Source organism: Lapillicoccus jejuensis, from assembly GCF_006715055.1.
Classification (GTDB): Bacteria; Actinomycetota; Actinomycetes; order Actinomycetales; family Dermatophilaceae; genus Lapillicoccus; species Lapillicoccus jejuensis.
This window is the reverse complement of sequence record NZ_VFMN01000001.1, coordinates 1,518,427-1,535,349: the sequence shown is the minus strand read 5'-3', so window position 1 is coordinate 1,535,349 and position 16,923 is coordinate 1,518,427. Positions and strand designations below refer to the sequence as shown.

Below are 16,923 nucleotides of genomic sequence, written 5' to 3'. Positions count from 1 at the left end.
TCCCTTCGTCATTCCCCCCGGCCTGGCGCCGGTCGGACCGTGTGGTGCTGCTGTTCGTGGACGACGCTAGGGGCGTCCACGGGGCCTGTCGATGGGGAGCACTCCCCATCGGCTCCCCCCTCCCGCTCGCCTCGGACGGCCATCTGGACCAGCTCGAAGCGGCCGCGCTCGACGAGGAAGCCGCGGCCCTCGGGGAGCTCGGCGCGGTTGAGGCCGGGCACGGCGGACTTGAAGACGGCGTGCCCCTCGTCGCCGTTGGGGTGCAGCGCGAGCCCCGAGCGCGAGGTCTTGAGGACGCCCGACAGGCCGAAGTTCGACCCGAAGAACTGCGCCTCGCCCTCGGCGACGACGAACTGGTCGGTGTCGAGCAGCGCCTTGGCCAGCGCCTCGAGCACCGTGGCGGCGGCGCTCTCGCCGAGGTCGTCGACGCGCTCGAGGACGACGGCCAGCGGTGCGCTCTCCCGGCCCCCGGTGACCCGCTCGAGCAGCTGCTGGGCGAGCGCCGCGACGTCGTCGGCGCCGTACGCCGCCCCGGTCCACACGGGCAGGCCCGCCAGCTCGCTGCGCCGTCGCGACGAGAGCAGGAAGAGGTCCGCCCCGGCGGCGAAGCGGTCCAGCGCGCAGGCGATCGTCGCCAGCGCGGTCGTCCGCCCGGACCCCGACGGTCCGGTGACGACGAAGCTGCCGCGCGGCTCGATCGTCTTGGGCCCCAACGTCTCCGACGCGAGACCGACGACGGGCAGGCCGTCGTACCGGGTCGGCAGGCTCGACAGCTCGACCCGCGCCGCGAGGCTCTCGATCGGCGCGGCGGCGGGCACGCCGTTGCGCCGGCACAGCTCGGCGAACTGCGCGACGGCGGCGGCCTGGACCGAGACGTCGGGCGAGTCGCCGAGCACGGCGACCTGGAGCTCGTCGTCGCCGAAGAGGCCGCGCCCGGCCGGCGAGGCCATCGTCAGGACGTCCATGGGGACCCCGAGGACGGCGTAGTCGTCGACCGCCGCGAGCCGCAGGACGACCCGGCGCTGGACCGCCGCGGCCAGCGAGCTCGGCATACCGGTGCGTTGGTCGGCGGCGATGACGAAGTGCACCCCGACCGGGCGGCCGTCGCCGGCGAGCCCGCTGAGCAGGTCGAGGTACGGCAGCCGGCCGGAGACCTCGTAGGCCTGCCGGAACGCCGTCATGCCGTCGACGAGGACGAGGATGCGCGCCTCGCCGGCGTCGCCGGACAGGCGGCGGTACTCGGTGATCGTCGAGGCGGACACCCGGCTGTAGCGCACGGCGCGCTCGTCGATGACGGCCCGCAGGTGCCGCAGCAGCCGGACGACCCGCTCGTGGTCACCGCCGGGGACGACGCTGCCGACGTAGGGCAGCTGCTCGAGCATGGCCAGGCCGCGGTTGCCGAAGTCCAGCGCGTAGACCTGGCACGGCCCGGTCCGGCTGAAGCCCGCCGCGACCGCGAGGGTGCGCAGCAGCACGGTCTTGCCCGAGCCGGACGAGCCGTAGACGGCGATGTTGCCCTCGGTGTCGGGGTGGAAGGCGATCGGCGGCTGGTCCTGGTCCTGCGGGTGGTCGGCGACCCCGAAGACGAGCTCGGCGTCGCTGCGCTGCGTCGGCACCCGGGCCAGGTCGTAGACCGTCTGCAGCTCGGGCTGCCAGGGCTTGCGGGGCAAGGGGATCCGCGCCGTGTCGGCCGCCTCGCGGATCGTCGCGACGACCCGCTGGATGTCGGTCGGGCCGGGGTCGCGGCCCTCGAGGTCGTCGGGCGTGTCGGGCCGCTCCCACTCGACCTCCTCGCCGAAGGCGAGGGTGACGACGGTCAGCTCGGCCGGCGGCGGGGTGTCCGAGGTCCACCCCCCGGCGTAGCCGGTCTGGAACGGCGTCAGCCGGCCCGGACCGGACTTGACCATCGCGCGGCCGGGCAGGTCGGGCGCGAAGAACGCCGCCGCGGTCGAGCCGAGGACGTCGTCGCTGTCGGCCTCGTCGGCCATCCGCAGCGCCATCCGCAGGTTGGTGTTGGCGCGCAGGTTGTCCTTGATGACGCCGGCCGGGCGCTGGGTGGCGAGGATGAGGTGCAGCCCGAGCGAGCGCCCGCGCTGGGCGACGTTGACGACGCCGTCGACGAACTCCGGCACCTCGTGGACGAGGGCCGCGAACTCGTCGACGACGATGACCAGGCTCGGCGGGGCCTCGACCTCGCCGCGCCGCTCGAGCTCGACGAGGTCCTTGGCCTTGTGCCGGGCCAGCAGGTGCTCGCGGTAGCGCAGCTCGGCCGAGAGCGACTCCAGCGCCCGGCGCACGAGGTGGGGCGAGAGGTCGGTGACCAGCCCCACCGTGTGCGGCAGGTTGACGCAGTCGCGGAACGCCGACCCACCCTTGTAGTCGACGAGCAGGAAGGTCACCCGCTGCGGCGAGTGCGCCGCGGCCATGCCGAGGATCCACGCCTGGAGCAGCTCGGACTTGCCGGCGCCCGTCGTGCCGCCGACGAGGGCGTGCGGCCCGTCGCTGCGCAGGTCGACGGTCAGCGCGCCCTGGCTGGACTGCCCGACCACCGCGCGCAGGTTGCCCGGGCGCCGGTACGGCGTCGTCGGCGCGAAGGGCCCGGTGAGGACCGACCGGCTCTCCACCCAGCGCTCGATCTGCGCGGTGTGGCTGCTCGCGATCTCGGTGCCGCTGAGGGCGAGGAAGGAGACGGCGCGGGGCAGGTCGGAGTCGTCCTCGACCGCGACGCCGGAGTCGACGACGGGGGCCAGGCGCCGGGCGACGTACGCCGCCTCCTGCGCCGACACCGCGTCGACCTGCACCGGCTGCACCGACTCGCCCGCGTGGACGTAGCCGACGAGCGACCCGCCGGCGGCGTCCTCGCCGGCGACGAGGAAGGTCGCGCAGGCCGCGGGCAGCAGCTCCTGCCGCGGCGCCACCCACAGCACGACGACGCCGACGGCGGCGCCCTGCTCGGCGATCTCGACGAGCCGGGCGCGCTCGACGGGGGCGTCGCCCTCGACGAGGACGAGGACGGCGGGGCCGTCGCCCGCCGGGCCGTCGCGCCGCCCGGGCTCCTGCCCGGCCCGCGCCTCGACGAGGTCCTCGAGCTCGTCGGCGAGGACCGAGCAGGCGGGGCCCGAGCTGGCCAGCGGCCGGGCGGTGAGCGGGCTGTGCGGCGAGGAGGTGTGCGGGAGCCACTTGAGCAGGTCCCAGTCCTGGGCGGCACCGACCGAGGCGAAGGCGACGACGACGAGGTCGGCGGGCGAGTGCAGCCCGGCGGCCTGCAGGACGAGCGAGCGGGCGGCGCCGAGCGCGGCGGGACGCGGGCCGCAGACGCCGAGGGCGCCGTGCGTGAGCGGGTCGGCGACGACCGGGACGCCGTCGACGCGGTCCAGGCCGGCCATCCGCTCGGCGACCATGAGCCAGGCCTCGGCCTTGGACCGGCCGACCTTGGGCATCGTCAGGGTGCTGCGGGACGGCTGCGAGCCGAGACCGAGCCGCAGCGTGAGGAAACGCTCCTCGCGGGGCCGGCGCGACCACAGCAGCGGGCCGCGGGCGTCGGCGGCGGCGAGCACCTCGGCGCCCGAGGGGTGCTCGGCGAGGCGGCCGACGCGCTCGCGCTCGTGCTCGGCGCGGATCCCCGCCACGAGGACGTCGAGGTCCTCGCCGAACTCGGTCATCGCCTGCTCGAAGAGCTTGCGACCCTGCCGCCGCTGGTCCCAGCTGTTGCCGACGACGAGCAACGGCATCATCGCCAGGAAGATGAAGCTCAGGAAGCTCTTCGTGATCGCGTAGAGGACGACGGCCATGAAGACCGGCACGAGCAGCTGGATCCACGGGAACGGCTGCTTGCCCGGCCGCTCGGGCAGCTCGGGCACCTCGACGGTGCGGCCCTCGACCACGGGGAGCACCCGCGGCGAGCGCGAGAACGAGACCGTGCCGCCCTCGGTGCCGAGCACGCCGGTGCCCTGCGCGCCGGGGCCGCCGCCGCCCGCGAGCCGCACCTGCAGCGCGGTGTCACCGAGCCGGATGACGTCGCCCCCGCCGCGCAGGGTCATCCGGGTGACCTGCTGGCCGCCGGCGGTGAGGCCGTTGGCCGAGCCGAGGTCGACGATCTCGGCGACGTCGGTGAGGACGAGCCGGGCGTGCCGGCGCGAGACCGAGGCGTCGGCGAGCGACACCTCGCAGCCGCGGCCGCGGCCGATGTACGCCGTCCCGCGCGGCAGCGGGAACTCGCGGCCCTCGTCGGGGCCGGCGACGATGACGACCGTCGCGGCGGTGCGCCCGGCGTCGACGTAGGTCCCGCCGGCACGGGTGAGCGAGACGACGGCGCCGGAGGACAGGCCGCTGTCGCCGATGGTCGTGCGCGGGTCGAGCGAGCGGTGGTCGCCGTCCTCGAGCGACAGCGTCATCTCGCCGGCGAGGACGGCGTACCCGCCGGCGCCGCGCGCGGGGTCGGCGAGGGCCAGGTGCTGGGCCAGGTCCCCCACCGTCGCGGTGGCGTCGACGGTCGCGACGAGGTCGGTCTCCCCCGTGCCGGAGCGGAGGGTGAACTTCAGCTTCACGCCGTCGCCCCGCCCTCGCCGCCGCGCCGGGCGCGCAGACCGGTGAGCCCGCCCAGCGCGCCGCGGGACGCGGTGCCCGCCGACGGCGCCCGGGTGGCCCGGCGGTCCTTGCGCAGCCCTCCGAGGCTGACGTCGCTGCGCAGCCGCTGACGCCGGGACGCGCGGCGGCGCAGCCGCCGGGTCACGTCGCGCACCTGCACCCACACGGCGTCGACCTGCTCCGGTGTCGGGTCCGCCGCCGCGAAGACGAGGCCGTTCGTCGTGTCGGCCAGCGGCCGCAGCGAGGGCAGGGGGCCCTCGCCGGCCGCCCGCTGCCGCACCTCGCGGCGGGTCTGCTCGCGCAGGACGGCGCCCTGCTCGGTGGAGGTCGCGCCCGCGGCGAGGGCCGCGCCGGACAGCGACCTCGGGATGCCCCGACCGGGCGTCGCGAGCAGCGCGTCGAGGACGGTGGCCTGCTCGAGCCGGGTGAGCCGCGGCGCGAGCGGCATGCCGAGGTCCTGGGCGGTGTCGACGACCTCGGCCCAGGCGCCGGCGACCCGCTCCGGCATCGACCCGCGGGTCCGGCGCCGCCTCCCGCGGCGGCGCTTGGCCAGGCGCAGCGCGAGGTAGGCCAGCCCGAGCACGAGGACGGGTCCCCCGACCCCGACGACGAGCCACCGCATCCACGACGGCCACTGCGACGGGTCGAGCGGGTTGGGCTTGGTCGGCTTCTTGACCTGGGTCGAGTTCTGCGACTGGTCGGGTCCCTGCAGGACGCTCGGCGGGTTGGCCGAGACCGGCGGCGGGACCTGCGCGCCGACCTTCTTCTCCTCGCTGCGCTGCTGCTGCTGCTGCGGCTGCTTGTTCCGGTTCGGGACGAAGTCCTGCGGCAGGACGGGGAACCAGCCGCCGTCCTCGGTCTGCACCTCGACCCAGGCGTGCACGTCCTTGCCCGTCACGGGCAGCGAGCCGTCGGCGGCCGCCCGCGTCGGGATCGCCCCGAGCACGACGCGGGTCGGCACCCCGATCCGGTTGCCGACGAGGGCGAGGGCCGAGGCGTACTGCTCGTCGTCGCCGGCGAGCTGACTGGACTTGAAGAACCGGGTCATCCGGCTGAGGCTGTGGCCCGGGAGGAAGACGTTCTGGTAGCTGCCGGGGGTGCCGCCGTCGGTGTACGCGCCGTCCGACGACATCGCCCGCGCGACGGCGGTGAACCGCTGCCACGGCGAGGTGAGGTTCGCCGTCCAGGTCGCCACCTTGTCGTCGGCGAACCCGACCGCCTGGGTGTCGATGATGCTGCCGCTCGCGACGTCGAGGTCCTTCGGGAGGGTGGTCGGGGTCGCCGGGACGTCGGCCTCGAGGGTGTAGCGGTCGCCGCCCTGCAGGCCTGCCGGGACGATGCCGGTGCCGGTGTCGACGTTGAAGCGCAGGTCGTCGGCGAGCCCGTCGGCGCCGTCGCCGGCGAACCGGACGCCGGTCACCGTGCCGACCGTGGGCAGCCACACGTCGGACCAGCCGCGGTCGGGGATGCTCACCGTGACGGTGCGCGCGGTGCCGTCGCCGGAGGCGGCGATGTGGCTGCCGACGCGCTGGAAGGTGGCGCCGTCCCCGGTGGCTCCCCCGGCGGCACCCGGGCCCTCGCCGGACCCGTCGCCGGCGTCGGCCGCGGCGGTCCCGGCGCCCCACACCGAGCCGTCGTACGAGTCGAGCGTGGCCAGCCGCACCGGCGTGCCGGCCGGCAGCCCCGAGACGGTGAAGAGCGTGCGGTCGTAGAGCTTGGCCGGGTTGGGCTGGGTGTACTTGCGGAAGCCGGCGAGCGGGCTGGGGAGCTGGCTGACGTCGTACGGCGGCACGAGGGCCGTCCGCCAGATGGTGCGGCTGCCGTCGTCGCCGGGCAGGCCCGGCCCGAGCAGCCAGCCCCCCGTGCCGGCGAGCAGGAGCAGGACGCCGGTGGTCGCCACCCGCCAGGTGGCCGCGGTGCGGTCGGTGCCGACCGTGCCGTGGTCGACCGAGGGCCGGGCGAACCGGCCGCGCAGCGCGACCCAGCCGACGAGCAGGAGGCCGGAGCCGAGGCCCATGACGAGGACCCCGGCGGGCTCCGGGGTGCCGAGGAGCAGGCTGACGGTCAGCAGCGCGAGCGGGACCGGCACGGCGGCGGCGGGCAGCCGCCACCGCGCGGCGGGCCCGTAGGCGAGGGCGCCGCCGACGAGACCGAGGACGAGCGGCAGCGCCATGAGGGGGCCGCGCGAGTCGATGGGCGGGAGCGAGGTGAGCAGCTGCTTCCAGCCGAGGACGGCGGTGCGGGCCAGCTCGGTGACGGTGGCCCCGGTGGGCAGGAACCCCCACAGCAGGTCGTCGCGGGTCGCGACGGCGCCGCCGAGCAGGGCGTAGAGGACGGTGAGCACGAGGGCGGCGACGATCCCGGGCAGGCGCCACGCGAGCACCGCGTGGGTGACGACGACCCCGAGGACGAGCCCGACCACGCCGGGGACCAGCCACAGCCAGCCGTCGTACGTCGTGCGCAGGCCGAGCAGCGCGACGAGGACGAGCGCGGCGGCGAAGCCGGCGTCGACGAGCCGGGCGGCGCCGGGCCGCAGCGCGCGCAGCCGGGCGGCGGCCTTCTCGCGGGCGGTCGGCTCCCGGCGCAGCAGGTGCTCCGGGGGGGCCTGGAACGGTGAGGTCATCCGTGCAGTCCTGCCTGGACGAGGGGGCGGAGGTCGGAGAGCGAGCGCAGTGAGAGGAAGGCGAGGCCGTCACCGCGCTGCAGCCCGCCGGCGCCGCGCGGGTCGACGACGACGGCGACCGCGCGCACCTCCGGGGGGAACTGGCCGAGGGCCCGGCGGATCTCGAGGAACGGCCGGTGCGGGCCGGTGACGAGGAAGACGGTGCTCGTGTCGGGCGCGAGCTCGACGGCGGAGGTCGCGGCGCGCAGCAGCGAGACGGGGGCGGGCTCGGCGCGGGACAGCTCGTCGAGGTAGCGCGGCGCGGCGGCCTTGGTGACCCGGTGGTCGCCGACGACGAGGGTCGCGTCCATCTCGTCGAGGATCGCGCGCACGACGATCGAGGCCCCGGCCGAGATCGCCGTCTCGAAGTCCTCGCTGAGGTCCATCGGCGCGGTGGCCGCGAGCGCGCCGCTGGTCCGGTCCGGGTCGCTCGGGGCGACCGGGCGCATGATCGGCCGCGACTCGTCGTACGCCCCGAGGTCGCTGTCGACGACGACGGTGACGTGCGAGCGGCGGGTGTCGAGGAACTGGCGCACGAGCAGCGAGCCCATCCGGCGGTTCCCGAGGTGGCCGGTCCGCGCCGTGGCGCGCCAGGCGATGTGGCGGCGGTCGTCGCCGGGGGTGAACTCGCGCAGCGTGTGGAACTCCATGTCGCTGCGCGACTGGTCCTGCGTGACCGAGCCCTCGAGGTCGCGCAGCAGACCGGCGCCCATGTGCGCCAGCGGGACGGTGCGCGGGTGGACGAAGAGCTCCTGGCTGTCGTTCCAGTGCACGGTGCGGCGCACCAGGCCGAGCGGGTCGCCCTGCACGCTCGTGGCCGGGCCGACGCGGACGACGCCGCGGCGGGTCGTGTTGGCCTCGAAGGAGTCCTCGACGACCTGGCCGCGGGCGACCCGGCCGAGCCGCATCTGCCACAGCGCGGCCCCGATCGGCACCTCGACGGTGAGCGGCACCGGCAGGACCGAGGCGCGCGAGGCGTTGCGCACGCGCAGCGACCCGGACGCGGAGTCGCCCACGGTCACGCGGCGCTGGGCCAGGTGCACGTCGATGTCGAGCCGCACCGCGCCGAGCGCGAGGAGGACGCAGAGCCCGACGAGCAGCAGCGCGGTCGTCGCGACGATCAGGAGCTCGGGCCACTCGAAGCGGGCCCCGATCCACCACGCGGCCAGGCCCAGCCCGAGGACGGTCCAGCCCACCGGGCTGACCCAGCGCAGGACGGTGAGGACGGGCTCCCAGACGACCCGGGTGGCGTCGCGGACCGGCGCGACCCGCGGGCCGACCGAGGCGCGCAGCCGCTCGGCCGCGCCGGGCATCAGACGCCCACCCGCTGGGTCGGCGGGGCGACCTCGCTCATGATCTGGCCGACGACCTGGTCGACGGTGACGCCGGTGAACTGCGCCTCGGCGTCGAGGATGAGGCGGTGGGCCAGGATCGGCTCGGCGAGCAGCTTGATGTCCTCGGGGACGACGTGGGAACGGCCCTGGGACAGCGCCCAGGTCTTCGCGCACCGCACGTAGGCCAGGCAGCCGCGGACCGAGACGCCGAGCTTGAGGCTCGGGTGGCGGCGGGTCTCCTCGGCGATCCGGCTGACGTAGGCGAGCAGGGCCGGGTCGACGTGCACCTCGTCGGCGGCGGCGGCCATCTCGGTGATGACCTGGGCGGTGACGATGGGGGTGACGAGCGAGGTGCGGTCGCGGGTCCGGGCGTCGGCGAGGACGGCGATGGTCGCCTCGTGGTCGGGGTAGCCGAGCGAGGTCTTCATGAGGAACCGGTCGAGCTGCGCCTCCGGCAGCCGGTAGGTCCCGGCCTGCTCGATGGGGTTCTGCGTCGCGATGACCATGAACGGGCGGCCGACGGAGTGGGTGGTGCCGTCGACGGTGACCCGGCCCTCCTCCATCACCTCGAGCAGCGCCGACTGCGTCTTCGGCGAGGCGCGGTTGATCTCGTCCGCGAGGACGATCGTCGCGAAGATCGGGCCCCGGTGGAACTCGAACTGCATGGTGTCCGGCCGCGGCACCGACGTGCCCGTGACGTCGGACGGCAGCAGGTCCGGGGTGAACTGGATGCGGCTGTGGCTGCCCTGCACGGTCGCCGAGAGGGCGCGGGCCAGCTGCGTCTTGCCGGTGCCCGGGTAGTCCTCGAGGAGCAGGTGCCCCTCGGACAGCAGGCAGGTGAGGGCGAGACGGATGGGGTGGTGCTTGCCGAGGACGGCCTTCTCGACGTTGGCGACGAGCTGGCCGAAGGTCGTGGCGAACCAGTCGGCCTGGTCCTGGGTGAGCGGCATGGGGGTTCTCCTGCTGGTGGTGGTGGGGGGAGGGCCGTGGCGTCACGGCCAGGGTGAGTACCGAGGACTCGTCCGGCCGTCGCAGGTGGCCGTCACCCACCCGCCGTGACCGCCGTAGTACGACGAGGTGCGGTGCCAGCCACCGTCGGCCGCGACCGGGTGGGGGGAGAAGCCCCCGCCGGAGTCGGTGTTGACGGTGCAGGTGGCCGTCCCGCTCGAGTTGTCGATCTTGACGTCGACGAAGTTGCAGACCGTCCGGCAGACACCCGGCTGCGGGCAGCCGACGCCGATGCTGTCACCACAGGTCGCCGACGACGGCCGCACCGACACGGCGGGCAGCGGCTTGTCCGGCGTCCTCGCGCTCTTGCTCGTCGAGGCGGGGCGGGTGCCCGGGGCGTTGACGGCGGTCTGCGTGATCGTCGCCGACGCGGTGGTCTGGTAGCCGACGCCCGTCCGCGAGCACGACGTCTGCGAGCGCAAGGTGCACCCGGTGGCCGTGACCTTGACCGACCGTCCGTTCTCGACCGTGGACCAGGTCCAGGTCACGGTGTAGCTGCCGCCGCTCCCGCTCACCGACGCCTGGAGGTTCGCCACGGTGCGGGTGGGCCCGTAGGGCTGGAAGGACGCGGAGTACGCCGACCACGGCGACCACTCGGGGGTGTCGTTCTGGGCCCGGACCCGCAGCTGCTGCGGCGCCGTCCCGAGCCCGCCGAAGGTCGCGCTCGAGCAGGTCGGCGAGCAGCTGATCGTGCCGCCGTGACCGGCCGTGGTCTCCCACTGGAGGGTGCGGTACCCGCCCGAGTGCGGGTCCCCGAGCCGCCAGCTCGCCCGGCCGGAGTAGGTCGGCGACCCGGTGGTGACGCCCGGCGTGCCCGGGGTGGCCGGGACCCCGGCGGCCCGGAACGAGGAGGCCGGGCCGGGCTTGCTGCTCTTCCCGCCGCCGTTGGTGGCGGAGACGGCGTACCGGTGGGTGCGGCCGTCGTACGGGACGCTGTCGCTCACCTGGAGCGAGGCCTTGGCCGAGACGGTGCGCAGGCGGGCGCCGTCGCGCCACACCGTGTAGCTCTGCATGGCCGGGCCGTCGGGGTCGACCGGCGACCACGTGATGGTCAGCGCCGCCGTCGACGTCGACGGGGTCGCCGGGCGCGCGTCGACGCGCGGCGCGGCGACGGTGGCCGGCGTGCCGACGGACTGCGCGGTGACGGCGGGTCCGTAGGGGCCCCAGCCCGCGCCGTTGTGGGCCTGGACGCGGACCTTGTACTGGTCGTCGTTGACGAGGCCGGTCACGGTGTGGGCGAGCGCGGAGCCGGCGACCTGCGCGGTCCCGGAGCCCGAGCCGCCGTTCACGTCCACCCACTGCACCTGGTATCGGTCGACCGGGCTGCCCTCGTTCTTCGGGGCGCTCCAGGTGACCTTCAGGGTGCGGTCACCCGGGGTGATCCGACCGACGGTGACGGCCTGCGGCTTGGTGTCCGGCGTGACCGGCCCCGAGGGGGCGCTGGCCGGGGACCAGTCGACGCCGTTGCGCGCGCGGACGGTGAAGGTCACCGGTGTGCCGTTGGCGAGGCCGGTGACGGTGCACGGCGAGGCGGTGCAGGCCAGCACCTTGCCCGTGGAGGCGCGGACCTCGTACTCGAGGACCGGCAGACCGCCGTCGTACGCCGGCGGGCGCCACGAGACGCGGGCCTGACCGCCGGCGACCCGGTCGGCGACGGCGGTGACGCCGGCCGGCGCGTCCGGCGGGGCCTTGATCGTCACGGTCGCCTGGGTCGGCACCTCGCGGCCCGGGCCGTCGGCGACCCGCAGGGACAGGACGGCGGTGCGCCGGGCGGACGAGGACGCGGTGACGGTGAGCGAGCACCCGGACGCCGAGCCGGTGACGCCGGTGCCCGAGACCACCTGGACCCCGCTCACGCTGCACTGCGGGGTGGCGAGGGGGCTGTCGAGGTAGGCGCGGACGTCGACCGCGCGCGACTGGCCGGGCTGGAGCCCGTCGACGGTGATGGGGCGCACCCGGGGCAGGGCGGCCGGGGGCGGCGCGGCCGGCCGGCCGGGCGCGGTGGCCACCGGCTTCGTCGAGGTCACCCGGACCCGGAAGCTCGCGCTCTCCCCGCTGCCCTGCACGCCGACGGTGACCGTGCCGGTGCCGGAGGGGGCGTCGGCGGCGGCGGCGAGCCGGACGCGGCTGCCCCGGCTCTCGCCGTCCTGCTGGCGCAGCTCGACGCCCTCGGGACGCTGGTCCCAGGTCGCCGTGTAGGTCACCGACGCCGGGTCGAGCCCGTCGGGGAGCCACGCGTGGCACAGCCGGGGGACGTCGACGGTGCGCGGGACGCCGCCGCCGATCAGCGAGACCTCGTACGACGGGCAGCGCAGCACCGGGGTGAGCGGGCCCACCTGGACGGGGACGGAGACGTACGCCGTCACGGCGGCCTTGTCGTCGGGGCCGGTGGCGTCGGTGACCTCGAGCATGAGCGCGCCGGGGCCGGTGTAGTCGCGGCTCGAGGTGAGCCGGACGGTCCGCGGGCCGGTGACCTCGGACGCGAGGACCTGGCTCGGCGAGGTGCTGACGGTGTCGGGTGAGGTGACCTGGAGGGCGCGGCCGCGCGGGTCGGCGAGGTACTGCGACAGGTCGACGGTCGCGGTGGCGTTCGCGTCCATCCGGATCGTGCGCCCGGGGATGACGAAGGGGGCGCCGTCGCTGCTGGTCGGGACGTAGACCAGCGCCATGGCCTGCGCGCCGTCGGCGTCCTCGATGACGTAGGGGACGACGCGGGGGTGGTCCTGCAGGGCGATGCGCACGCGCTGCCCGACGACGCTGACGCCGGCGCCGGTGGCGCGCACGACCTTGAGCGAGGCGGCGTCCCCGTCGGGGTCGCGGTCGTTGGCGAGGACGTCGGCGACGACGGCGGTCTCGCCGGGCTTGGGCTGCGCGACGTCGTCGAGGGCGACGGGCGGGTTGTTGAAGCCCTTCTGGCCGCGGACGGTGACGGTGGAGACCGAGGGGTCGAACAGGCCGTCGGTGATGCCGTAGGTGAGGGTCCTCGGGTCGGCCTCGTCGGGCGCCTTGACCCGGAAGGTGTCGTCCTTCTGCCGGGCGAAGTCCTTGAGGGTGGCCGGCTCGTTGCGGGGGGCGAAGTCGTCGTACTCGACCGTGTCGCCGGGGGCGACGAGGTCGTTCGCGGTCGGGTCGACCGTGACGGTGCGCCCCGGGGCGGCGACGACGTCGTCCGCGACGGCCACCGGTGGCTGCGGGTCGCCGGGCTGGACGACGCCGACCCGGACGAAGGCGTCGCTGGCCAGGCCGAAGCGGTCCCGGACGGCGTACCGGATCACCTCGGTGCCGGCGCTGCGCGGGTAGGCCTGGTAGCGGATGGTCGCCGGGCCGACGGACAGGACGCGGCCGAGCGAGAGGTCGACGGCCTTGCCGTCGCCGCCGACCACGCCGACGACGTACGCGAGGTCGCCGTCGGGGTCCACGCCGGAGGTCGGCACGGTGATCGTGATGGTGTCACCGGCGGTGACGCTGGCCGAGAAGGAGCGCGCCGTCGGTGGCTGGTCGGGGGTCGCGGCGGTGGGCAACGGCTTGACGGTGACGGTGACCCGCCCGGTGCGCTCGGTGGCGACCGAGCCCTCGGGGTGGGCGCCGTACTCCAGGGTGACGACCTGGTCGGCGCCCGGCGGGGTCGCGTCGGGGATGTAGCGCAGCACCGACCCGGAGGCGAAGGCCTGGCCGCCGCCCTGGACGACCTTGACCGACCGGGGGTCGAGGACGAGCGGGACGCCGCCGGAGACGGTGTCGTTGTCGAGGACCGGGACGGTGACGACGTCGCCGGTGCGCACGACCGCCTCGTCGTCCTCGACGTCCGGCACGGGCGCGTCGGCGGGGGGCTGCTGGACGACGGCGACGACGCCGACGGCGGTCTTCGTCCCGTCGGAGACGGTGTAGCGCAGCAGCCCGCGTCGGGTCGGCTGGTCGGACAGCGACGAGGTCGCCTCGATGCGCAGGAAGCGACCCTGGACGACGGAGGCGCGCAGCCACGATGCGTCGCTCAGCACCTTCTGGACGACGAGCACGTCGCCGCGGGGCGAGGAGTCGTTGGCCAGGACGTCGGTGACGACGGGTGACTGCCCGCGGACGGTGGCGGCGTCGGGCGCGGCGACCGGGGAGGGGTCGGCGCCGGGGTCGGGCAGCACGTCGACGCGGATCCGGCCCGGGGCGACCGCCGACCCGACCTGGGCGGCGTAGGTGAGGAAGACGGTGCCCGGGGTCCGCCCGGTCACGGTGAGGACGCCGGTGTCGAGGTCGGTGTCGAGGAGCAGCTGGCCGGGGGCGCGGACCTGGGCGGCGAGCCGCATGCGGGCGTCGGGGTCGGTCGGGTCGGCGCCGGGGACGTCGTTGCCGAGCGGCCGGATCTGGACCGGCTTGCCGGCGACGGCGCGCACGACGTCCGGTTGCGGCAGCGGCGGCACCGGGCGGGCGTCGTCGGCGAGGACGGTGACCGGCACGCTGCCGGCGGTGGAGCCACCGTGGCCGTCGGCGACGGCGTACCGGACGGTGAGGGCGCCGGGGCTCGTCGGGGCGGTGACGGCGAGCGCCCCGGAGGGGTCGACGCCCACGCCGGGGGTGCTCGCCTCGACGGTGAGCGGGTCGTTCTCGGGGTCGCGCCAGTCGGCGACGACCCCGACCGCGACGTGCCCGCCGGGGACGGCGGCGTAGCGCGCCTTCGCGAGCTGCGCCTGCCCCTGGCGCACGTACGGCGCCCCGTTGACCGCGTCGTCGACGACGGTCACCGTCACCCGCGCCGACGACGCGGAGGTGGCGCCGCCGGTGCCGTTGGTGACCCGGTAGGTGAAGGAGAACTCGCTCGAGGCCGGGTCGTCGGGGACCGTGACGTCGACGGCCTGGCCGTCGGACGAGACGGCGGCCGTCACGCCGGCGACCGAGGGCTGGCTGACGTCGCCGGGGGCGATGGCGAGGATCGAGCCGGTCGCGTCGGAGTCGTTGTCGAGCACGTGCAGGGTCGACGTGCGGCCGGCGCGCACCCGCAGCTGGTCGGGCTCGGCCTTCGGCGGGGTGCGCACGACCTGGTCGTCGCGCTGGTTCGGGTCCTTCTTGGCGTTCTTGTCCTGCTGCTGGGGCGGCGGCACGACGGCGTCCCAGTCGTCGATCTTCAGCGGGGTGTTGTCGAGGTCCCACAGGTTGCCGCTGTCGAGGTCGTTGAGGACGACGAGGCCGCGGTTGGTCCGCAGCCGGACGCCGTCGCGCCGCGTCGCCGCGCCGAGACCGCCGAGCTCGAGGGCCTGCGGGGGCTTCGCCCCCGGGGCGACGTCGCCGCCGTCGAGGACCGAGCCGCACGCCCGGCCGTACCAGGTGCTCGTCGGGCCGGCCCACGCCGCGTGCGCGCACGAGCCGAGGCGGACCGGGGCGGTGGGCTTCAGCGCCGACGCGGGCCCGGTGCCGCGGCGGGCGGTGTCCGGCACCTGCACGAGGGTGCCGGAGGCCCCGCCGTCGTCGAGGGGGACGGCGGACAGGCCGTCGGGGCCGGCGAGCAGGACCGAGGTGGCGGCCGGGCCCGGTTGCTGGAGGGCGGCCTGGGCGAGCCCGCCGTCGGAGACGTCGGCGGCCTCGACGGGCCGGTCGAGCCCGGCGGCGCGCAGCAGGCCGGTCGCGGCGTCGAGGACGACCCAGCGGCCCCCGACCGCGGTGACCTCGAGGGCCTTGCTCGTCACGCCGAGGCTGCGGGTGACCGGCGCGGCGAAGGTGCCGTCGTCGCCGACGGGGAGGGTGACGAGGCGGCCGGTGGTGCCGGAGACGGCGTACACCGTGCCGTCGGCGCCGACCGCGACGGAGGCGCCGGCCCCGACGGTGGCGACCGGGGTGCTCTGCGCCTGGAGGGCGTCGAGGGCGACGCGGGTCGGGGTGCCCGAGGCGGCGGTGCGCGCGGCCCACAGCTTCCCCGTGGCCGGGTCGACCACGGCGACGCTGCCGCCGCGCAGGTCGACCGGCGGCTGGGCGGCGTAGGCCAGCCCGGTGGTCGCGGCCGGCTTCGGCAGGGTGAGGACGCCGTCGGTGGCGAGCGTGGCGGAGGCGGTGTCGACCGGGGTGGCCTGGTTGGTCGCGGCGCTGAGCGCGACGACCGAGGCACCGTCCTGGAGGACGTCGAGCCCGGACCCGCCGGTCTGGTCGACGGCGACCCCGGCGTCGAGCTGCTGGGCGGGCTTGTTGAGCCGGCCGAGCAGCGCGCGCTGGCCGTTGGTCACCCAGACCCCGCCGTCGTGCAGGTCGGTCTTCCGCACGAGCTCGCCCTCGGCGCGCAGCGCCACCCAGGTGAGCACGCCGGCGACGAGCGCGAGCACGACGAGCGAGGCCACGCCGAGACGTCGACGTGCCGATGCGGCTGTCCTCATGCGGTCCTGCCCCCTGGTGCGATGACGCCGCGACCCGGACGAGGTGCCGACGGCGCGGCCCAGCCTCGCCCGACCCGGCCTCGATGGTCAAGCGTTCCCACGAGCGACCGGAGAAGTGTGACCGGTTTCCTCGCGCATCGGGACCGGATGGACGAGTCCGGGACGGGTGCGACGGTGGCGACGATGGTGTCGGTGGTGCCGGTGGGCGGGGACCAGTGTGGCATCGGTTCGGCGCGGGCGCAGCCGGCGACGGGAGCGGGGGGGCCTCGCGCGCGGGTCCCGGACCGCTCACGCGTCGAGCAGCGCCAGGTCGTCCTCGGTGACGATCTTCGTCGACAGGGCGTGCTCGACGAGGCGGGCCTTGCGGTTGCTCGCGAGCTTGCCGACCCCGCCGTGCAGGCCGCGGGTCCCGGCGTCGGCGAGCTTCTGGCAGACGTTGTCGAGCTTGCGGTTGAAGCGGGTGAGGGTCCAGCCGAGCCGCTCCGCGGCCTGGGCGGAGGAGGGGATGGCGGCGGCGCCGGGCGCCGTACGGCGCAGGAACGGCTCGCACAGCGCGACGACGAGCCGCTTCTGGTCGGGGGTGAACGACACCCGGCCGACCGTCGCCTCCCCCGGCTCGGCGCCGCGGGCGGGCGGGTCCTCCCCCGCGGCCACGGCGACGAAGGCGGGCGAGTCGACGAGGACCTCGAAGTCGTAGGTCGTCGGGCCGGCGGTGAACCACACGAGCAGCCGGCTCAGCGCGAGCGGGATCCGCGCCCCCGGGTTGAGCCACGCCTGGAAGAGACCGTGCTCGTCGGCGACCGTCGCGGTGAGCGTCGAGCCGACGTTGACCAGCCACCAGAGCCCGCCGTCGTAGGTGACCTTGAGGAAGGTGCGGTGCAGGAACGGGTTGTCGTCGATCTCGACGTCGCCGCTGCGCCCGATGGTGAGCGTCGTCCCCGGCGTCGCCGTGTGCTCCTCGCCGCAGAACGCGACCGTCACC

General features: G+C 75.8%; 6 protein-coding genes. All 6 read right to left on the bottom strand.

Annotation, left to right across the window (positions count from 1 at the left end; genetic code table 11):
• Positions 1-8: 8 nt before the first annotated feature.
• The gene (locus FB458_RS07265; protein WP_141847900.1) at positions 9-4,547 is read right to left on the bottom strand and encodes a type VII secretion EssC family protein; all 4,539 of its coding nucleotides are present in this window, start codon (positions 4,545-4,547) and stop codon (positions 9-11) included.
• Positions 4,544-7,210: a transglutaminase-like domain-containing protein gene (locus tag FB458_RS07260; protein ID WP_141847899.1), complete on the bottom strand. Its 2,667-nt coding sequence runs from the start codon at positions 7,208-7,210 to the stop codon at positions 4,544-4,546. The genes FB458_RS07265 and FB458_RS07260 overlap by 4 nt, the downstream gene beginning before the upstream one ends.
• Entirely contained in the window at positions 7,207-8,562 is a 1,356-nt protein-coding gene (locus tag FB458_RS07255; protein WP_141847898.1) for a DUF58 domain-containing protein, read from the bottom strand. Before FB458_RS07255 ends, FB458_RS07260 begins: the two co-directional genes overlap by 4 nt.
• Positions 8,562-9,533, bottom strand: a complete 972-nt coding sequence (locus tag FB458_RS07250) for an AAA family ATPase (protein ID WP_141847897.1) — start codon at positions 9,531-9,533, stop codon at positions 8,562-8,564. The genes FB458_RS07255 and FB458_RS07250 overlap by 1 nt, the downstream gene beginning before the upstream one ends.
• 42 nt (positions 9,534-9,575) lie before the next feature.
• A complete protein-coding gene (locus tag FB458_RS07245; protein WP_141847896.1) occupies positions 9,576-15,905 on the bottom strand; it encodes an Ig-like domain-containing protein in 6,330 nt (2,109 codons plus the stop codon).
• 324 nt (positions 15,906-16,229) lie between these two features.
• On the bottom strand, positions 16,230-16,922 hold the full coding sequence (locus FB458_RS07240) for an FHA domain-containing protein (protein ID WP_246061107.1): 693 nt from the start codon (positions 16,920-16,922) through the stop codon (positions 16,230-16,232).
• Position 16,923 lies beyond the last annotated feature (1 nt).